General features: G+C 73.3%; 14 protein-coding genes and 1 pseudogene. 12 read left to right on the top strand and 3 right to left on the bottom strand.

Annotation, left to right across the window (positions count from 1 at the left end):
- Window positions 1–88 precede the first annotated feature (88 nt).
- Window positions 89–1,588 (top strand): GTPase HflX, encoded by a 1,500-nt coding sequence (gene hflX / locus AA75_RS07535; protein WP_033819020.1) that lies wholly within the window; start codon window positions 89–91, stop codon window positions 1,586–1,588.
- A gap of 141 nt (window positions 1,589–1,729) precedes the next feature.
- Here the strand turns inward: hflX and AA75_RS07530 are convergent, their stop codons facing one another.
- Together AA75_RS07530 and AA75_RS07525 are read right to left on the bottom strand one after the other, a co-directional pair.
- The gene (locus tag AA75_RS07530; RefSeq protein WP_033819019.1) at window positions 1,730–2,875 is read right to left on the bottom strand and encodes a serine protease; all 1,146 of its coding nucleotides are present in this window, start codon (window positions 2,873–2,875) and stop codon (window positions 1,730–1,732) included.
- A gap of 46 nt (window positions 2,876–2,921) precedes the next feature.
- The gene (locus AA75_RS07525) at window positions 2,922–4,061 is read right to left on the bottom strand and encodes a serine protease (RefSeq protein ID WP_033819018.1); all 1,140 of its coding nucleotides are present in this window, start codon (window positions 4,059–4,061) and stop codon (window positions 2,922–2,924) included.
- A gap of 343 nt (window positions 4,062–4,404) precedes the next feature.
- Between AA75_RS07525 and AA75_RS07520 the strand changes: the two genes are divergently transcribed.
- The 5 genes from AA75_RS07520 to AA75_RS07500 all read left to right on the top strand — a co-directional run bounded on the left by AA75_RS07520 (window position 4,405) and on the right by AA75_RS07500 (window position 12,119).
- Window positions 4,405–6,123 carry an IucA/IucC family siderophore biosynthesis protein gene (locus AA75_RS07520; protein WP_233288956.1) on the top strand — a complete coding sequence of 573 codons (1,719 nt, stop codon included), beginning with the start codon at window positions 4,405–4,407 and terminating at the stop codon, window positions 6,121–6,123.
- On the top strand, window positions 6,015–6,752 hold the full coding sequence (locus AA75_RS07515; protein WP_033819045.1) for a GNAT family N-acetyltransferase: 738 nt from the start codon (window positions 6,015–6,017) through the stop codon (window positions 6,750–6,752). The genes AA75_RS07520 and AA75_RS07515 overlap by 109 nt, the downstream gene beginning before the upstream one ends.
- A gap of 71 nt (window positions 6,753–6,823) precedes the next feature.
- Window positions 6,824–8,179 carry a lysine N(6)-hydroxylase/L-ornithine N(5)-oxygenase family protein gene (locus tag AA75_RS07510; protein ID WP_033819016.1) on the top strand — a complete coding sequence of 452 codons (1,356 nt, stop codon included), beginning with the start codon at window positions 6,824–6,826 and terminating at the stop codon, window positions 8,177–8,179.
- Window positions 8,160–9,971, top strand: a complete 1,812-nt coding sequence (locus tag AA75_RS07505; protein WP_233288953.1) for an IucA/IucC family siderophore biosynthesis protein — start codon at window positions 8,160–8,162, stop codon at window positions 9,969–9,971. The genes AA75_RS07510 and AA75_RS07505 overlap by 20 nt, the downstream gene beginning before the upstream one ends.
- Before the next feature lie 12 nt (window positions 9,972–9,983).
- A complete protein-coding gene (locus tag AA75_RS07500; protein WP_304441486.1) occupies window positions 9,984–12,119 on the top strand; it encodes an ATP-dependent DNA helicase in 2,136 nt (711 codons plus the stop codon).
- Window positions 12,120–12,223: 104 nt separating this feature from the next.
- Here AA75_RS07500 and lexA read toward each other — a convergent pair whose 3' ends face one another.
- Complete coding sequence (gene lexA, locus AA75_RS07495) at window positions 12,224–12,973, bottom strand: transcriptional repressor LexA (RefSeq protein WP_033819042.1); 750 nt, start codon at window positions 12,971–12,973, stop codon at window positions 12,224–12,226.
- Between the two features lie 378 nt (window positions 12,974–13,351).
- On the opposite strand from lexA, the gene nrdR reads away from it, so the two are divergent.
- From nrdR to AA75_RS07470, 6 genes and pseudogenes are all read left to right on the top strand, one after another.
- Complete coding sequence (gene nrdR / locus AA75_RS07490; protein ID WP_033819015.1) at window positions 13,352–13,849, top strand: transcriptional regulator NrdR; 498 nt, start codon at window positions 13,352–13,354, stop codon at window positions 13,847–13,849.
- 179 nt (window positions 13,850–14,028) lie between these two features.
- Window positions 14,029–16,914, top strand: a complete 2,886-nt coding sequence (locus tag AA75_RS07485) for a vitamin B12-dependent ribonucleotide reductase (protein ID WP_033819014.1) — start codon at window positions 14,029–14,031, stop codon at window positions 16,912–16,914.
- A gap of 216 nt (window positions 16,915–17,130) precedes the next feature.
- Window positions 17,131–17,499 (top strand): annotated as a pseudogene (locus tag AA75_RS53925) (PQQ-binding-like beta-propeller repeat protein); the annotation flags it as partial.
- A gap of 14 nt (window positions 17,500–17,513) precedes the next feature.
- Window positions 17,514–18,182, top strand: a complete 669-nt coding sequence (locus tag AA75_RS49110) for a PQQ-binding-like beta-propeller repeat protein (protein ID WP_082526320.1) — start codon at window positions 17,514–17,516, stop codon at window positions 18,180–18,182.
- A 9-nt stretch (window positions 18,183–18,191) separates the two neighbouring features.
- Entirely contained in the window at window positions 18,192–18,422 is a 231-nt protein-coding gene (locus tag AA75_RS07475) for a hypothetical protein (RefSeq protein WP_033819012.1), read from the top strand.
- A gap of 2 nt (window positions 18,423–18,424) precedes the next feature.
- Window positions 18,425–18,973, top strand: a complete 549-nt coding sequence (locus AA75_RS07470; protein ID WP_033819011.1) for a Clp protease N-terminal domain-containing protein — start codon at window positions 18,425–18,427, stop codon at window positions 18,971–18,973.
- The last annotated feature ends 169 nt before the right edge of the window (window positions 18,974–19,142 follow it).

The raw sequence follows: 19,142 nt of genomic DNA, 5'->3' as shown, positions 1-19,142 counted from the left end.
GGTGGTTTTCCGAGCGGTCAAGGGGCAGACTCCTGGTGTGTCCGCCATCGGGCGGATCCAGCCGGCCTCCGACCAGCAAAAGGATGAGATGACCTCCACGTTCGACAGCCGCACCCCGGCGGGCAGCTCCCGCCGACTCACCGACATCAAGGCCGACGCCCTGATGGACGAGGACCTCGCGGCGATCGACGAGGACCTCGGTTCCTACGACGGCGACCAGTACGACCGCTCCGAGCGCGCCGCCCTGCGGCGTGTGGTGGGCCTGTCCACCGAACTCCAGGACGTCACCGAGGTCGAGTACCGCCAGCTGCGGCTGGAGCGCGTGGTGCTCGTCGGTGTCTGGACCAGCGGGACGGTCGAGGAGGCCGAGAACTCGCTGGCCGAGCTCGCGGCCCTGGCCGAGACGGCCGGTTCCGAGGTGCTCGACGGTGTGATCCAGCGCCGCGACAAGCCCGACCCCGCCACCTACATCGGCTCCGGCAAGGCCCGGGAGCTGGCCGACATCGTCGCCGCCACCGGCGCCGACACCGTGGTCTGCGACGGTGAGCTCACCCCCGGCCAGCTGATCCAGCTGGAGGACGTGGTCAAGGTCAAGGTGGTCGACCGGACCGCGCTGATCCTGGACATCTTCGCCCAGCACGCCAAGTCCCGGGAGGGCAAGGCGCAGGTCTCGCTGGCACAGATGCAGTACATGCTGCCGCGTCTGCGCGGCTGGGGTCAGTCGCTGTCCCGGCAGATGGGTGGCGGTGGCTCGGGCTCCTCGGGCGGCGGCATGGCCACCCGTGGTCCCGGTGAGACCAAGATCGAGACCGACCGGCGCCGGATCCGCGAGAAGATGGCGAAGCTCCGCAAGGAGATCGCCGAGATGAAGAAGGGCCGCGACACCAAGCGCCAGGAGCGCCGTCGCAACCACGTCCCCTCCGTCGCCATCGCGGGTTACACCAACGCCGGGAAGTCCTCCCTGCTCAACCGGCTCACCGGTGCGGGCGTCCTGGTGGAGAACGCGCTGTTCGCCACCCTGGACCCGACCGTGCGCCGGGCCCAGACGCCGAGCGGCCGGGTCTACACCCTGGCCGACACCGTCGGCTTCGTCCGGCACCTGCCGCACCACCTGGTCGAGGCCTTCCGCTCCACCATGGAGGAGGTCGCCGACGCCGACCTCATCCTGCACGTGGTGGACGGCTCGCACCCCGAGCCGGAGACCCAGCTGGCCGCGGTGCGCGAGGTGATCGTCTCGGTCGAGGCACAGAACGTGCCGGAGATCGTGGTGATCAACAAGGCGGACGCCGCCGACCCGCTGGTGCTCCAGCGGCTGCTGCGCCGCGAGCCGCACGCCCTGGTGGTGTCGGCCCGCACCGGGCAGGGCATGGACGAGCTGCTCAAGCTGATCGACGACGAGCTGCCGCGCCCGGCCGTCGAGGTGCAGGTGCTGGTCCCGTACACCCGGGGCGACCTGGTCTCGCGGGTGCACGCGGAGGGCGAGCTGCTCTCCACCGAGCACACCGGCGACGGCACCCTGGTGCACGCCAAGGTGGCGGCCGAGCTGGCCGCCGAGCTGGAGCGCTACGCGGTGGCCGTCCGGCGCTGAGCCGCTTCCGCTTCCGTACGCGCGACGCACGCGGGCCCGGACCCCCTCGGGGGTGCCGGGCCCCTTGCGTGTCCGGGCCGGGTCCCCTCGCGGCCGGGCCCCCGCGCTCAGGTCGCCACGCTCAGGTCCTCGTGCGGCCGGTCACTGGTTCTTGCTGACGTAGGTGAAGACCTTCTCCGCCTCGCTGCCGAGGGTGGGGCCGGCCAGGAAGGTGCCGGCGTCGTTGCCGACCGAGGTGTTGCTGATCAGGGCCGGCCTGCCGCCGCGCTGGGCGAACCAGCCGCCGCCGCTGGCGCCGCCGGTCATGGTGCAGCCCATCGCGTTCATCGGCGGCCGGGCCGCGTCGTAGACGTACGGGGTCAGCTTGACCCGGGAGTCGCAGTGTTCCAGTTCCAGGCCGTCGAAGGGCGCGTCGGCCGGGTAGCCGTAGGCGGAGGCGGCGGTGACCTGGTCGGCCGGGGCGTTGAACCAGACCGGGACCGAGCCGCCGATGGTCTCCTCCAGCGAGCGGCCGTCGCCGTCCTCGTTGCGCACCCGGACCACGGCGAAGTCGTACTGGCTGGCCGGGCCGCCCCGTTCGTCGCCCTCCTCGCTCCAGCCGGGGCCGGTCAGCCCGCTCTCGACGGTCCACACGCCGTACGGCGCGAGCTGGCTGAGGGTGGCCTTGCGGCCGCCGCTGGCGGCGCCGGCGCGGTTGTACGAGGGGACGAAGCTGATCTTCTTGAACCAGCTGCCGCCCTTGCCCTCGTGCACGCAGTGCGCGGCCGTCCAGACCAGGTTGCTCCTGCCGGGGCGGGCCGGGTCGGCGACCACCGTGCCGGAGCACTCGGCGTCCGCGGTGGGGCTGACGCTCATGAAGATCTTGCCCACCACGGCGGTGCCCGGGCTGTAGGGGTGCTTCTCCGCGGCCGCCGGGATGGCGGGCGGCAGCTGGACCTCGGAGCGGCTCGGGGACTTGGCGGCGGCGATGTTGGCCTCCTTGGGCTTGACGCCCTTGGCGGCCTCCATCCGGACCTGGTCCCAGTAGCCCTTCAGCACCTCGGGCTTGAAGCCGTGCTCCTTGGCCCAGTTGGCGAGGTCGTCCGCGCTCCAGTTCTTCAGGTCCTTCAGCGAGTCCGGCAGCTTGAGGCCCGGCTTGGCACTGCCGGACGCGGCGGCCGAGGCCGGAGCGGCGGCCGGCGGCGCGGCCTTGGGGGCCGCGTCGTCCTCGCAGGCGGTGGCGGTCAGGGCCAGCACGGTGAGCAGGGCGGCCGAGGCCGCGGCGGAACGCCGGTGGGTGGATGACATGTCGGTGGTCCCCGTTGCGTCAGTGGGAGTCGGTCGGGTGGGCGGGCTACTTCCTGGAGAGGTAGTCGAGCGCCTGGCGGGCCACGCTCTCCAGGTAGGGGCCGTTCAGCGAGGTGTGGTCGAGGGTGCCGATCGAGGTGTTGCTGACCAGCGCCTGCCGGCCGTCCGGCCCGGTGGCGAACCAGCCGCCGCCGCTGGCACCGGAGGTCATGGTGCAGCCGATGGTCAGCATCGCGGGCCGCGCCGGGTCGAAGGACAGCTGCCCCGGCGGGCCGGCGTCGCAGCGGTCCAGTTCCTGGCCGTCGAAGGGGCGGCCGACCGGGTAGCCCCAGGCGGAGACCGAGAGCTTCTCGCGCGGGGCGTCGAACCAGACCGGGACCGCGGTGCCGACCACCTCCTCCAGGGACTTCCCGGAGCCGTCCGGGTTGTGCACCTTGAGCACCGCGAAGTCGTACTGGTTGGCCGAGTTGCCGGAGTGCCCGCCCTCGGCCGTCCACTGCGGCGAGGTGATCACCCGGTCCGCCCACCACTGGCCGAGCGGCGCGACCTCCGGCAGGGTCGCCTTCCGGCCGCCGCTGGCGGCGCCCGAACTGTTGTAGGCGGGCACGAAGATGATGTTCTTGAACCAGTCGCCGTCCTTGCCCTCGTGCACGCAGTGCGCGGCTGTCCAGACCAGGTTGCTCCTGCCGGGGTGGGCCGGGTCGGCGACCAGGGTGGCGGAGCACTGGCCGGTGCCGCCGGCCGGCGCCGTCATGAAGACCTTCCCGGAGGCGGCGTACTGGGTGTACGGGCGGGGCACCGGTACGGCCTCGACGACGGCCGGCACGGGGGACGCGGCCGGGCCGGCGGAGGCGGTGGCGGTCCCGGTGGGGGCTGTGGTGGCAGCGGCGGTGGTGGGGCCGCCGGGTGGTGCGGACGGCGGTGCGGCCGAGGCCGGGGAGGGCTGCTGCGCCGGGGCGCCGCCCATGGTGTCCGGGTCCCAGACCCCGCCGGCCTCCGGGTTGCGGAAGACGTGCCGGGAGGCCCAGCGGTCCCAGTCCTCGAAACGCCAGTGCTTCAGCTCGTCCCAGCTGCGGGGCAGGCCCGAGGCGCGGGTGCCGTCACCGTCCGGGCCGCAGGCCGGGACGGTCACCAGGACCGCGAGGGCCAGCGCGGCGGCGCCCGCCCCGCGGCGTATCGATGCCATCGTCTCGTTGCCCCCGGATCCTCGGCCGACGTTCCCCCGGGGCAGTCTCCCATCCGGCCGGGGCGGCGGGGCGGGCCGTGTCGGGCTGTTGACGAGTGGTCACCGATTCGTGACTGCCTACCGCCATCAGGGTGACGGCGGTCACCCGCAGGGCTGAGTGATGGGTCGTCATTCACCGGAAGGAGTGACCCGATCTTGTGCTCGCGCAGGCGGGATAGGTAGCCCTTACCTGTACTCCAGCCCGTCCGAAGGAGCAGCCTTGAGCACCGCCCTCACCGGAGCCCCGCCGGCCGTACCGTTCCACCCGGCCGTTGCGGCCGTACCGGCCGTCCCGGGGGAGCCGGTGCTCGACCCCGACCCGCTGCTCCACCCCGACCCGGCCGTCGCCGCCGAACAGGCCGCCACCGAGAGCCTGCTGCGGTGCTGGACCCGGGAGACCGGCGCCCGCCCCGACGGCGACGGACGGCTGCGGATCGCCGTCCTCGGCGGGGCCGCTGAACTGACCGCACCGGTCCGGCACTGGTCGCGCTGCGGCTGGCACCGGTTCGGCCGGATCACCGTCACCGCCGGCAGCGGGACGCGCAGCCCGGTGGACGCCGTCACGGTGGCCGCCCTGCTGGCGGGCGCCGCCGCCGAACGTCCCGAAGCCGGGCAGATCGCCGACCTCGCCGCCCGGGTGGCCGACTCGGCCGGGCGCACCGCCGAGTTCCTGGCCCACCGCAGGGCCGCCCCCGCCACCGCACCGACCCCGTTCCTGCGGACCGAGCAGTCCCTGCTGCTGGGCCACCCGCTGCACCCCACCCCCAAGAGCCGCGACGGCCTCGCCCCCGCACAGAGCGCCGCGTACTCGCCCGAACTCGACGGCAGTTTCCGGCTGCACTGGTACGCCGTCGACCGGGAACTGCTGGCCGCCGACTCCGCCGGGCAGCCCGCCGAAGCGCTCACCGCCCGGCTGCTCGGCCGCCCCGACCTGCTGCCGCCCGGCACCGCCGCACTCCCGCTGCACCCCTGGCAGGCCGGGGAGCTGGCCCGGCGCCCGGCCGTCGCCGGGCTCCTCGAGGCCGGTCTGCTGCACGACCTCGGCCAGCACGGCGGACCCTGGCACCCCACCTCCTCGGTCCGTACGGTCTGCCGCCCCGGCACCCCGTGGATGCTCAAGCTCTCGCTCGCGCTGCGGATCACCAACTCCCGCCGGGAGAACCTCCGCAAGGAACTGCACCGCGGCCTGGAGGTGCACCGGCTGCTGGAGGCCGGCCTCGGCGCCGAGTGGCGGGCCGCGCACCCCGGCTTCGACATCGTCCGCGACCCCGCCTGGATCGGCGTCGACCACCCCGCGCTCGGCGACCCGGGCGGCCTGGACACCGTGCTGCGCCGGCAGCCCTTCGGCCCCGCCGACCGCGCCCTGTGCGTGGCCGGCCTGATCGCCGAACAGCCGCTGGAGCGGATGCACTCCCAGCTCTCCGACATCCTGCGCGAGCTGGCCGCCCGCACCGGCGACGCGCTGCCCGCCGTCACCGCCGAGTGGCTGCGGCGCTACCTGTACGCCGTGGTGCTGCCCGTGCTGTGGCTCGACGGCCGGGCCGGCATCGCGCTGGAGGCCCACCAGCAGAACAGCCTGGCGCTGCTCGACGCGGCCGGCTGGCCGGTCGGCGGCCGCTACCGGGACAACCAGGGCTACTACTACCGCGCCTCGCACGAGCGGCGCCTCACCGCCCGGCTGCCCGGCCTCGGCGCGCACAGCGACACCTTCGTGGCCGACCAGGTCGCCGACGAGCGGTTCGCCTACTACCTGGGCATCAACCACCTCCTCGGGCTGGTCGGCGGACTCGGCTCGCAGGGCCTCGCCGACGAGGGCGCCCTGCTCGCGGTGGTGCGCACCTTCCTGGCCGGGCCCGCCGCGGCCGCCACCGGCTCCTCACTCCCCGCCCACCTGCTGGACTCGCCGACCCTGCGCTGCAAGGCCAACCTGCTCACCCGGCTGCACGGCCTCGACGAACTGGTCGGCCCGGTCGAGACCCAGTCCGTCTACGTGACCATCGCCAACCCGGTGGCGGTGGCGTGACACCCACCGGCCCACCCACCGGCCCGCCGCCAATCGGCCCGCCCACAGGCCCGCCGTCCGATCCGCCGTCCGATCCGCTGGACGGCGTCGCCCACTGGGGGCCGATGCCCACCGCCGCCGGCGAGTTCCGGCTGCGCCCGGTCCGCCCGGCCACCGACCTCGCCCTGCTCACCCGGTGGATGAACGACCCGGCCGTGGACGCCTACTGGGAGCTGGCCGGGCCACCCGCCACCACCGCCCGGCACCTGCGCGCCCAACTCGACGGCGACGGCCGCAGCGTCCCATGCCTCGGCCTGCTGGACGGTGTCCCGATCGGCTACTGGGAGGTCTACCGGGCCGATCTCGACCCGCTCGCCCTGCACTACCCGGCCCGTCCGCACGACACCGGCGTGCACCTGCTGCTCGGCCCCGCCGAGGCGCGCGGCCGCGGACTCGGCAGCCTGCTGCTGGCCGCACTGGCCGACCGGATCCTGGCCCGCCGCCCGGCCTGCGAGCAGGTGGTCGCCGAGCCGGACCTGCGCAACACCCCCTCGGTGCGGGCCTTCCACCGGGCCGGCTTCGACCAGGCCGCCGAACTGCGGCTGCCCGGCAAACGGGCCGCGCTGATGGTCCGCCGCCGCGCCGGCTGACCGCCGTTCCGGCCGGCCGCACCCGGCCGATCCGCGCCCCGGCCCCGACCCCTCTCCCCGAACTGGATGGCATGGACAACCCGCAGCCCGATCCGTACGACCTCCTGGGTGTCGGCATCGGCCCCTTCAACCTGTCCCTCGCCGCACTCGCCGACCGGGCCGACGGCCTGCGCACGCTGTTCTGCGAGGCCCGGCCGGAGTTCCGCTGGCACCCCGGCATGCTGGTCGACGGCGCGCGGATGCAGGTGCCGTTCCTGGCCGACCTGGTCACGCTGGTCGACCCGACCAACCCGTGGTCCTTCCTCAACTACCTGCGCGACCAGCAGCGGCTGTTCCCGTTCTACTTCGCCGAGCGCTTCCAGCTGCCCCGCCGCGAGTACGACCACTACTGCCGCTGGGCCGCCGAACGCCTGCCCAACTGCCGCTTCGCCACCGAGGTCACCGCCCTGCACTGGGACGCCGCCGAGCGGCTCTACCGGGCCGAGACCGCCGCCGGGCCGCTGCACGCCCGCGCCGTGGTGCTCGGCGTCGGCACCGGGCCGGTCAGCCCCGAGGCCTTCGCCGGGCTGGCCGGCCACCCCATGGTTCGGCACAGCGCCGACTACCTGCAGCAGCGGCCGGCCCTGGCCGCCGCCCGCGACATCACGGTGATCGGCTCCGGCCAGTCGGGCGCCGAGGTCTTCCTCGACCTGCTGCGCACCCGCGGCGACGACGGCACCCGGCTGCGCTGGCTCACCCGCAGCCGGGCCATCGCCCCGATGGAGTACTCCAAACTCGGCCTGGAACACTTCACCCCCGACTACACCCGCTACTTCCACGGCCTGCCCGCCGACACCCGGGACCGCCTGGTACCGGCCCAGTGGCAGCTCCACAAGGCCGCCAGCGCCGAGACCCTGGCCGCCGTCCACGACCACCTCTACGAGCGCACCGTCGGGTGCCCGCTGGACGCCGACCCGGTGGAGATCGTCCCCGGCACCGCCGTCACCGACGCCCAGGCCGGCCCCTGCGGCGGACTCGAGCTGCGCTGCCGGCACACCGACTCCGGTGTCCAGCACCTGGTCCGCACCGACGCGGTGGTGCTCGCCACCGGCTACCGGGCCGTCCGCCCCGCGCTGCTCGACCCGATCGCCGCCCTGATCGACTGGGACGACCAGGGCCGCTACCGGGTCGACGCCGACCACCGGGTGGCCACCCGCCCGGGTCTCACCGGCGCCCTGTACGTCCAGAACGCCGAGCTGCACACTCATGGGGTCGGCGCCCCGGACCTCGGTCTGGGCGCCCACCGCGCCGCCGTCATCCTCAACGCCGTCGCCGGAAGGCCGGTCCACCAGCTGCCCACCCGCACCGCCTGGACCAGCTTCGCCCCGCCCACCGCCGCCCTGCTCCCTCGACCCCAGGAGGAGAACCGTGCCGCAGCCATCCGCTGAGCAGCCACTGAGGCTGCCTCCGCACCTCACCCAGGAGCACTGGCAGCGGGCCGGGCGGCGGCTGCTCGCCAAACTGCTCGGCGAGTTCGCGTACGAGGAGCTGATCACCCCGGTACCGGACGGACCCGGGGACGGCGACCGGTACGTCCTCGAACTCCCCGGCGCCGCCTACCGGTTCCGGGCCCGCCGCGGCGCGTACGGCAGCTGGCAGGTCGACCCGGACTCGGTGCACTGCCCGCCGGAGGGGGACGCCGACCCGCTGCGCTTCGTCCAGCGGGCCCGGCACCTGCTCGGCCTGACCGGCGACACCGCCGGCCACCTGGTCCGCGAACTCACCGCCACCCTGATCGCCGACACCCGCCTGCTCGGCACCGAACTCACCGCCGCCGAACTCGCCGGACTCGGCCACGTCGAACTGGAGGGCCGGCAGAGCGGCCACCCCTGGATCGTGCCCAACAAGGGCCGGATCGGTTTCTCCGCCCAGGACGCCGCCCGCTGGGCGCCCGAGGCCCGCACCCCCGCCGAGCTGCCCTGGATCGCCGTGCACCGCAGCCTCGCCGAGTTCCGCGGCGCCGCCGACCTCTACGAGCGCGAGCTCGACGCCCCGGACCGGCTGCGCGCCCCGCTCGGCGACCGGGCCGGCGAGTACCTGCTGCTGCCGGTCCACCCCTGGCAGTGGGACGAGGTGGTGGTGCCGCTGTTCGCGCCCTGGATCGCCGACGGCCGGATCGTCCCGCTGGGCGGCGACGGCGACCTGCGGCTGCCGCAGCAGTCCATCCGCAGCTTCTTCAACCTCACCCGGCCCGAGCGCTGCACCGTCAAGCTGCCGCTCTCCGTCCTCAACACCCTGGTCTGGCGCGGCCTGCCGACCGACCGCACACTGGCCGCGCCCGCCGTCACGGCCTGGGTGCACGGCATCCGGGACCGCGACCCGTTCCTGCGCGAGGAGTGCCGGGTGGTCCTGCTCGGCGAGATCGCCTCCGTCACCGTCGACCACCCGCTCTACCGCGATCTCCCCGAGGCGCCCTACCAGTACAAGGAGCTGCTCGGCGCGATCTGGCGGGAGTCCCTGGACGGCCACCTGGAACCCGGCGAGCGCGGCCGCACCCTGGCCGCGCTGCTGCAGACCGGCTCCGACGGCCGCGCCCTCGCCGCCGAACTGGTCGCCCGCTCCGGTCTCACCCCCACCGCCTGGCTGCAGCGGCTGTTCGCGGTGATGCTGCCGCCGCTGCTGCACTTCCTGTACCGCTACGGCACGGTGTTCTCCCCGCACGGCGAGAACGCGATCCTGCTCTTCGACGAGCACGACGTCCCGGTCCGGCTCGCCGTCAAGGACTTCGTCGACGACATCAACCTCACCGACCAGGACCTGCCCGAGCTGGAGCGGCTGCCGCCCGAGGTGGCCGGCGTCCTGCTGCGCCAGCGCCCCGACCAGCTCTGCCAGTTCCTGCACGCCGGGCTGTTCATCGGGGTGTACCGCTACCTCGCGGCGCTGTTCGAGCAGCAGCTGCGGGTGCCCGAGCCGCAGTTCTGGGCGCTGCTGCGCGAGGAGGTACTGGCCCACCAGCGGCGCTTCCCGGAGCTCGCCGAGCGGTTCGCGCTCTTCGACCTGCTCACCCCGCGGATCGACCGGCTCTGCCTCAACCGCAACCGGCTGCTGCTCGACGGCTACCGCGACCGGCCCGAGCGCCCGCACGCCGCCGTCCACGGCCAGGTCGACAACGCGCTCCACCCCGCGGCCCCGATCGGGCTGCCCGTCCAACGGGCCCGGATTGTCACTCCCGCCCCGTAGGCTTGGCCCGTCATGACGAACGACTCCGCATCCCTCACCGGGCCGGGCGACGACGCACCGGCCGACGAAGCCCCGGACGACCTGCCGGGCGCCGTCCCCGCCTCCCGGCTCCCGGAGCTGCTGCACGCCGCCGTCACCGCCGTCGGCGGCGTCGAGCGGCCCGGCCAGGTCAGGATGGCCGAGGCGGTCTCCGCCGCGGTCGACACCGGCGAGCACCTGCTCGTCCAGGCCGGCACCGGCACCGGAAAGTCCCTCGCCTACCTGGTGCCCGCGCTCGCCCACGGCGACCGCGTGGTGGTCGCCACCGCCACCCTGGCGCTGCAACGCCAGCTGGTGGAGCGGGACTTGCCCCGGACGGTGGACGCGCTCCACCCGGTGCTGCGCCGCCGCCCGCTGTTCGCGATGCTCAAGGGCCGCTCCAACTACCTCTGCCTGCACCGGGCCAACGAGGGCACCCCGGCGGACGAGGGCGAGGGCCTGTTCGACCCGGTCGAGGCGCTCGGCGGACCGTCCGGCAAGCTCGGTCAGGACGTGCTGCGGCTGCGCGAGTGGGCCGGCGAGACCGACACCGGCGACCGCGACGACCTCACCCCGGGCGTCTCCGACAAGGCCTGGGCCCAGCTCTCGGTCACCTCCAAGGAGTGCCTGGGCGCCACCCGCTGCCCGTACGGCGGCGAGTGCTTCGCCGAGGCCGCCCGCGAGCGGGCCAAGCTCGCCGACGTGGTCGTCACCAACCACGCGATGCTGGCGATCGACGCCATCGAGGGCGCCCCGGTGCTGCCCGAGCACGGTCTGCTGATCATCGACGAGGCGCACGAGCTGGTGAACCGGGTGACCGGCGCCGCCACCGCCGAGCTGTCGGTGCACGCCGTCAACCGGGCCGTGCGGCGGGCGGCCAAGCTCGCCAACGAGAAGGCCGTGGACGCCCTCCAGGCCGCCGCCGAGAACTACCACGGCCTGATGGAGACCGCCCAGCCCGGCCGGGTCGAGGAACTCCCCGAGTACCTCGCCTACGCGGTCGCCGGGATCCGGGACGCCTGCCGCCAGGTGATCACCTCGCTCGGCGAGACCAGGGACCGCTCGCTCAGCGACGAGGACGCCGTCCGCAAGCAGGCGATGGCCTCCGCCGAGACCCTGCACGAGACCGCCGACCGGCTGCTCCAGGACTCCGAGTACGACGTGGTGTGGATCGAGCGGGCCGACCGCTTCGGCCTCGGCGCGGCCTCGCTGCGGGTCGCCCCGCTGAGCGTGTCCGGGCTGCTGCGGGAGAACCTCTACAAGGACCGCTCGGTCGTCCTCACCTCCGCCACCCTCAAGCTCGGCGGCGACTTCAACGGCGTGGCCGGCTCGCTCGGTCTGCCCGCCGAGAGCCGCCTGCCGGACCAGCGCTCGGCCGCCGAACCCGAGCCCGAACAGGGCGAGGATGCCCCGCCGTACTGGCGCGGCATCGACGTCGGCTCCCCGTTCAGCTACCCCAAGCAGGGCATCCTCTACGTCGCCAAGCACCTGCCCGCGCCCGGGCGCGAGCCCGACCGGCCGGAGATGCTGGACGAGCTCACCGAGCTGATCGGCGCGGCCGGCGGGCGCACCCTCGGTCTGTTCTCCTCGATGCGGGCCGCCCAGGCCGCCGCCGAGGCGCTGCGCGGGCGGCTCGACAACCGGATCCTGCTGCAGGGCGAGGACACCCTCGGCGAGCTGATCCGCGAGTTCGCCTCGGACGCCACCACCTGCCTGTTCGGCACGCTCTCGCTGTGGCAGGGCGTGGACGTACCGGGCTCCGCCTGCCAGCTGGTGGTGATGGACCGGATCCCGTTCCCGCGGCCCGACGACCCGCTGATGAGCGCCCGGCAGAAGGACGTCGAACAGCGCGGCGGCAACGGCTTCATGGCGGTCGCGGCCAACCACGCCGCCCTGCTGATGGCGCAGGGCGCCGGCCGGCTGGTCCGCGCGGCCGACGACAAGGGCATCGTCGCGGTCCTCGACCCGCGGCTCGCCACCGCCCGGTACGGCGGCTACTTCCGGTCCTCCATGCCGGACTTCTGGTACACCACCGACCGCAACCAGGTCCGCCGCTCGCTCGCCGCCATCGACGCCTCCGCCCCACCGGTCCGCCCGGTCACCAAGCGCACGACGACGCCCACCACCTGAGCCGGGGCGCCCCCGCGGGGCGCGCCCCCGGTCCGGGGAATGCCGCGGGGGCCCCGGCCGCGGTGGGTGCGGCCCGGAGCCCCCGGGGGTGGTGCGCGGGTCCGTCAGAGGCGGCGCAGGACCGCCACGACCTTGCCCAGGATGGTCGCGTTGTCGCCCGGGATCGGCTCGTACGCGGGGTTGTGCGGCATCAGCCAGATCTTGCCGTCCTCGCGCTTGAGGCGCTTGACGGTGGCCTCGCCGTCGATCATCGCGGCGACGATGTCGCCGTTCTCGGCGACCGGCTGGCGGCGGACGGTGACCCAGTCGCCGTCGCAGATGGCGGCCTCGATCATCGAGTCGCCGCGGACGGTGAGCGCGAACAGCTCGCCCTCGCCGACCAGCTGACGGGGGAGCGGGAAGACGTCCTCGACGGTCTGCTCGGCGAGGATCGGGCCGCCGGCCGCGATCCGGCCGACCAGCGGCACGTACGAGGTGGAGGGCCGGCCGGCGGTCTCCGCGGTGTTCGGCCGGGCGACCTCGACGCCGCGGACCTCGTAGGCGCGCGGGCGGTGCGGGTCGCGCCGCAGGAAGCCCTTGCGCTCCAGCGCCATCAGCTGGTGCGCGACCGAGGAGGTGCTGGACAGGCCGACGGCCTGGCCGATCTCGCGCATGCTCGGCGGGTAACCCCGGCGCTGGACGGAGTCCCGGATCACCTCGATGACCCGGCGCTGGCGCTCGGTCAGTCCGGCCTCGTCGGTGCGGATGCCCGGGGGGCGGCCGGGCATCGCGCGGGGCGGGGCGGTCGGGACGAGCACGGCGTCCTGCGCCGAGGCGTGCTCGATCGGCTGGCTCTGGCTCATGCTGTGGTCCATGCTCTGGTCCGCGGTGCGCGCAGAGCGCTCCTGCACCGGAATGGCGGTCCTTGCTTCTACCGTGTTCATGGCGGCCCTCATTCGACAGGCGTTCTCCCTTGTGCAGCTCAACTGGTGCACCTATCGAAAGGTTGCGCCAAACACACGTTCGAGTGAATTATCAAGGAGTTAGCTGACTCGATCAAGGCTTTGGGTGTACATCGATTAAATGTTCGACCCGAACAGTGTATTCCGCTCCGCGCAGGGATCTCGACCCGTTCCGGCGCGTCGCGCCTCGACTCCCAGATCTAGTGGCTAGTCTCCTCGCTCGTACCCACAGGTTGTGGTCCGGTAGAGTGTCGGAGTCCGATGTCTTGCCGCCAGGGAGGAAGTCCTCAGGTGCACTGCCCCTTCTGCCGGCACCCGGACAGTCGCGTGGTGGACAGCCGCGCCAGCGATGACGGAAGTTCGATCCGCCGTCGCCGTCAGTGCCCGGACTGCAGCCGCCGTTTCACCACCGTGGAGACGGCCACTCTGATGGTCATCAAGCGCAGTGGTGTCACCGAGCCGTTCTCCCGGGAGAAGGTGATCTCGGGCGTCCGCAAGGCCTGTCAGGGCCGGCCGGTCACCGAGGACGCACTGGCGCAGCTCGGCCAGCGGGTCGAGGAGTGCGTGCGGGCCAGCGGCAGCGCCGAGCTCTCCACGCATGACGTGGGTCTGGCCATACTCGGGCCGCTGAAGCAGCTCGACGTGGTCGCCTACCTGCGGTTCGCCAGTGTCTACAAGGCCTTCGACGGTCTGGAGGACTTCGAGGCCGCCATCGCGGAGCTGCGCGTCGAGCGGCCCCGCGACGCGGAGGACTGCGCACCCGTGCCGGTCCCCGCCGCCGCCCCCTAGCGGGCGGCCGTACCCTTGCGGCCCTCCGGGGCCCCCGCGCGCCCGAAGAACGCGCACAAACCGTAGTAAAAGGTGCACGGCGGCCGGCCGACCGGCTGCCCGCACACCAGGAGAAGCGAACCAGTGGTGCCCGGAAGGTTCGGGGCGCCCAGGGCGTTTGCCCAGGAGGAGGACCAGAAGTGACAGACACGACGAGCGGTTCCGCGCGCGGGTCGAAGGCCGGCAAGGCGACCAAGGCGGCCGGCAAGGCCCCCGAGGGCGGCCTGCGGATCGGGCGCATCTACACCACCCCTGGCGTGCACCCCTACGACGAGGTCAGCTGGGAGCGGCGCGACGTCGTCATGACCAACTGGCGGGACGGCTCGGTCAACTTCGAGCAGCGCGGCGTGGAGTTCCCCGACTTCTGGTCGGTCAACGCGGTCAACATCGTCACCTCCAAGTACTTCCGCGGCGCCGTCGGCAGCCCGCAGCGCGAGTGGAGCCTGAAGCAGATCATCGACCGGGTGGTGCTGACCTACCGCGCCGCCGGCGAGAAGAACGGCTACTTCGCCTCCCCGCAGGACGCCGAGGTCTTCGAGCACGAGCTGACCCACGCCCTCCTCCACCAGGTCTTCAGCTTCAACTCGCCGGTCTGGTTCAACGTCGGCACCAAGCAGCCCCAGCAGGTCTCCGCCTGCTTCATCCTGGCCGTCGACGACTCCATGGAGTCGATCCTCGACTGGTACAAGGAAGAGGGCATGATCTTCAAGGGCGGCTCGGGCGCCGGCCTGAACCTCTCCCGGATCCGCTCCTCCAAGGAACTGCTCTCCTCCGGCGGTAACGCCTCCGGCCCGGTCTCCTTCATGCGCGGCGCCGACGCCTCGGCCGGCACCATCAAGTCCGGCGGCGCGACCCGCCGGGCGGCCAAGATGGTCGTCCTGGACGTGGACCACCCGGACGTCGAGGCCTTCATCGAGACCAAGGTGAAGGAGGAGGAGAAGATCCGCGCGCTGCGCGACGCGGGCTTCGACATGGACCTCGGCGGGGACGACATCACCTCCGTCCAGTACCAGAACGCCAACAACTCGGTCCGGGTGTCCGACGAGTTCATGACCGCGGTCGAGAACGGCACCGAGTTCGGCCTGCGGGCCCGGATGACCGGCGAGGTCATCGAGACCGTCGACGCCAAGAAGCTGTTCCGCAAGATGGCCGAGGCCGCCTGGGCCTGCGCCGACCCGGGCATCCAGTACGACTCGACCATCAACCACTGGCACACCTGCCCGGAGTCGGGCCGGATCAACGCGTCCAACCCCTGCTCCGAGTACATGCACCTGGACAACTCCAGCTGCAACCTCGCCTCGCTCAACCTGATGAAGTTCCTGAACGACGACGACACCTTCGACGCCGGGCGCTTCGCCAAGGTGGTCGAGCTGGTCATCACCGCGATGGACATCTCCATCTGCTTCGCCGACTTCCCGACCGAGAAGATCGGCGAGACCACCCGCGCCTACCGCCAGCTGGGCATCGGCTACGCCAACCTCGGCGCCCTGCTGATGGCCACCGGCCACGCCTACGACTCCGAGGGCGGCCGCGCGCTGGCCGGTGCCATCACCTCGCTGATGACCGGCACCGCCTACCGCCGCGGCGCCGAGCTGGCCGGCGTCGTCGGCCCGTACGAGGGCTACGCCCGCAACGCGGCCCCGCACCAGCGGGTGATGAAGCAGCACGCGGACGCCAACGCGGCGGCCGTCGCGGTCGACGACCTGGACGCCCCGGTGTGGGCCGCCGCCACCGAGGCCTGGGCCGAGGTGCTCCGCCTCGGCGCGCACAACGGCTTCCGCAACGCGCAGGCCTCGGTGCTCGCCCCGACCGGCACGATCGGCCTGATGATGGACTGCGACACCACCGGTGTCGAGCCCGACCTCGCCCTGGTCAAGTTCAAGAAGCTGGTCGGCGGCGGCTCGATGCAGATCGTCAACGGCACGGTGCCGCGGGCGCTGAAGCGCCTCGGCTACCAGGACGAGCAGATCGAGGCGGTCGTCGCCCACATCGCCGAGCACGGCAACGTGGTCGACGCCCCCGGCCTGAAGCCCGCGCACTACGAGGTCTTCGACTGCGCGATGGGCGAGCGGGTCATCTCCGCCATGGGCCACGTGCGGATGATGGCGGCGATCCAGCCGTGGATCTCCGGCGCGATCTCCAAGACGGTCAACATGCCCGAGGCGGCCACCGTCGAGGAGATCGAGGAGATCTACTTCGAGGCGTGGAAGCTCGGCGTCAAGGCGCTGGCCATCTACCGCGACAACTGCAAGGTCGGCCAGCCGCTCTCGGCGAAGACCAAGACCCCGGCGGCCGCGGTGGCCGGGGCCGCCCCGGCGGCCGAGAAGACCGTCGAGAAGGTCATCGAGTACCGCCCGGTCCGCCGCCGGCTGCCCAAGGGCCGGCCCGGCATCACCACCTCCTTCACGGTCGGTGGCGCCGAGGGCTACATGACCGCCAACTCCTACCCGGACGACGGCCTCGGCGAGGTCTTCCTGAAGATGTCCAAGCAGGGGTCCACCCTCGCGGGCATGATGGACGCCTTCTCCATCGCGGTCTCCGTGGGCCTCCAGTACGGCGTCCCGCTGGAGACGTACATCTCGAAGTTCACCAACATGCGCTTCGAGCCGGCCGGTCTGACCGACGACCCGGACGTGCGGATGGCCCAGTCGATCGTCGACTACATCTTCCGCCGCCTGGCGCTGGACTTCCTGCCGTTCGAGACCCGTTCCGCGCTCGGCATCCACTCCGTCGAGGAGCGCCAGCGCCACCTGGACACCGGCTCCTACGAGCCCGTCGAGGAGGACCTGGACGTCGAGGGCCTGGCCCAGTCGGCGCCGCTGGCCGCCGCCCCCAAGCCGGCCGCCGAGCAGCCGAAGGCCGTCGCCCCGGCGACCGCGAAGGCGCACAACTCCATCGAACTGGCGGAGATCCAGCTCGGCCTGAGCGCCGACGCACCGCTGTGCTTCTCCTGCGGGACGAAGATGCGGCGGGCCGGCAGCTGCTACCTCTGCGAGGGCTGCGGCTCGACCAGCGGCTGCAGCTGACCGACACCGGACCGCCCGGGGCCGGACCGGCCCGGGTGACCGGTACTGACGGTTGGGACGGCTCGGACGGTTGGGACGGCTCGCGGGGCTCGCGCGGGTGAGCGACCACGTCGCACGGGAGGGATCGGCTTCGGCCGGTCCCTCCCGTTCTGCTGTCCGGCGCCCGGGCCCTGCCCGGCCGCCCCGTTCCGGCGATCGCCGTGGTGGGGTGGGTGCATGATCGTGGAGACGCTCTGGGAGCGGGCACTTCATCAGTCGGGGGCGCACTCGGCGGTGGCGGCGGGCGATGGCCTGGTGGTGGTGCACGAGCGCCGGACCCGGCTGGTCGGTCTGGACGCGGGCGACGGGGCCCCGCGCTGGGACGTGCCCGGGGGGACCTGGCTGCGCGCGGTGGTGGTCGCCGACGGGCGGTGCCTGGTGCTGCCCCAGGCGCCGGACACCCTGGACTGCCGCGACCTGGCCGACGGAACGGTGGTGTGGAGCGCCCGGCTGCCCCGGCACACCGGTCATCTGGTGGTGGCGGACGGCGTGGTGCTGGTCGGCGGGTGGCGCGGATACACCCCGCTCGCCGCGTTCGACCTGGGGGACGGGCGGCCGCTGTGGCGCGGAACGGAGCCCGTGCGTACGGGGCACCCGCTGTCTGGGGCGGCGGGGTGCTGTGCGGCTCGGGCCTCGATGTGTGGCTGGTCGACCCGCGCACCGGCGCGGAGCTCGCCCGGGGGCGCCTGCCCGGAGCGGCAGCCCACGGGGCGGTGGCGGACGCGGAGTTGCAGCCCGTGTTCACCGCGCTCGACCCCGACCGCTGCGTGGTGCGGTGCGACCCGCGGGCGTTGGTGCTGCTGCGGCGTTCGGCGGGGACGGCCGGGAGCTGGTTCTCGCACGACGCGGACCTGGCGGCTCGGGCACCCGAGCTGTGCGGCGCGGTGCTGTGGCTCCGGGAGCGGCGGGCCGGGTGGGTGGCGGTGGATCCGGCCGACGGACGGCGGCTGTGGACCGTGGCCGGCGGTCGCGCGTCGGCGTGGGGTGTCGCCGAGGTCGGCGGTGGCTTCGTGGTGGCCGACGAGGGCGGGTCGCTGCTGAGGCTGGACGCCGACGGCCGGGTGCTCGGGCGGCAGCCGGTGGGCCGGCGGATCTCCGCGCTGCACGGCTTGGGTGGGGGCCGGGTGGCCGTCTCGGGGAAGGGGACGCTGAAGGGGCTGGCGCTGGGGTGGGCCACGGGTGCGGCAGGGTTGTCAACGAGGGTTGACACATCCGGGTCGTCAACCTAGGTTGACATCATGAGCGAAACGAAGCAACTCGCGGAGGCCGCGGGCGGCAGCGACCCGGCCGTCGGGCTGCGGGCGGTGCGGGCCCTGCGGGACCTGGCGGACCGGCTGGAAGAGCTCCAGGTGGGCAATGCCCGTGGCCGGGGCTGGTCCTGGCACGAGATCGCGGTCTGCCTGGGGGTCACCCGGCAGGCCGTGCACAAGAAGTACGCGCGCAAGCTGTCGGGAATCGGAGAGGACTGACCATGTTCGAGCGATTTTCGGAGGGTGCTCGCCAGGTCGTGACCCTGGCCCGGCTGGAGGCCGAGCGGATGGGGCACCCGTACGTCGGGACCGAGCACCTGCTGCTCGGCGTGCTCGGCCGCAGGCCGGACCCGGCCGCGGCGGTCCTCGTCGACGCCGGGCTGGACCAGGAGGCCGCCCGCCGGGCGGTGCTGCGGCTGCTCGGCGGCCCCGGGGGCGAGGTCGACGGGCAGGCGCTGGCGGCGATCGGCATCGACCTCGCCGCGGTTCGGGAGGCGGTCGAGGCGAATTTCGGGGCGGGGGCGCTCGATCCGGCGCCCGGACCGTCCACGAACCGGCGCCGGGGTGCGATCCGGTTCACGGACCGCGCGAAGAAGACCCTGACGCTGGCCCTGCAGGCGGCCGTCGGCCGGGGGAGCCGCCGGCTGGAGGCCGGTGACCTGCTGCTCGGCCTGTTGCGTGAAGGTGGTGGGCTGGCGGTGCGGGTGGTGCGTGACGCGGGTCTCGATCCGGCGGAGGTCGAGCGGGACGTGGAGGTCGCTCTGGGGTGAATGGCGACTGTTCATGTGCAGTTGTACGGATGCAGAGGGTTCGGTTTGCACAACGGAACGTCAACTGGTCGGTTGAGTCCGTGTGCTGAATCGATATGATCTGATGACCGCGTGTACTGATCAACCGCCCGGGGCGCGCCCCTGCAGCGCACCCCGGGCGGTCGCGCGA

The sequence above is a fragment of the Kitasatospora sp. MBT63 genome (assembly GCF_000710465.2).
Classification (GTDB): Bacteria; Actinomycetota; Actinomycetes; order Streptomycetales; family Streptomycetaceae; genus Kitasatospora.
The sequence above is the reverse complement of the archived record's forward strand: the minus strand, read 5'-3'. Positions and strand labels throughout refer to the sequence as shown.

What these genes read in the sequence shown, in the direction of transcription:
- AA75_RS07525 (WP_033819018.1), bottom strand. Translation starts at nt 4,061, where the DNA reads ATGGCATCGATACGCCGCGGGGCGGGCGCCGCCGCGCTGGCCCTCGCG.
- hflX (WP_033819020.1), top strand. Translation starts at nt 89, where the DNA reads ATGACCTCCACGTTCGACAGCCGCACCCCGGCGGGCAGCTCCCGCCGA.
- AA75_RS07470 (WP_033819011.1), top strand. Translation starts at nt 18,425, where the DNA reads ATGTTCGAGCGATTTTCGGAGGGTGCTCGCCAGGTCGTGACCCTGGCC.
- lexA (WP_033819042.1), bottom strand. Translation starts at nt 12,973, where the DNA reads ATGGACCACAGCATGAGCCAGAGCCAGCCGATCGAGCACGCCTCGGCG.
- AA75_RS07510 (WP_033819016.1), top strand. Translation starts at nt 6,824, where the DNA reads ATGGACAACCCGCAGCCCGATCCGTACGACCTCCTGGGTGTCGGCATC.
- AA75_RS07500 (WP_304441486.1), top strand. Translation starts at nt 9,984, where the DNA reads ATGACGAACGACTCCGCATCCCTCACCGGGCCGGGCGACGACGCACCG.
- AA75_RS07530 (WP_033819019.1), bottom strand. Translation starts at nt 2,875, where the DNA reads ATGTCATCCACCCACCGGCGTTCCGCCGCGGCCTCGGCCGCCCTGCTC.
- AA75_RS07475 (WP_033819012.1), top strand. Translation starts at nt 18,192, where the DNA reads ATGAGCGAAACGAAGCAACTCGCGGAGGCCGCGGGCGGCAGCGACCCG.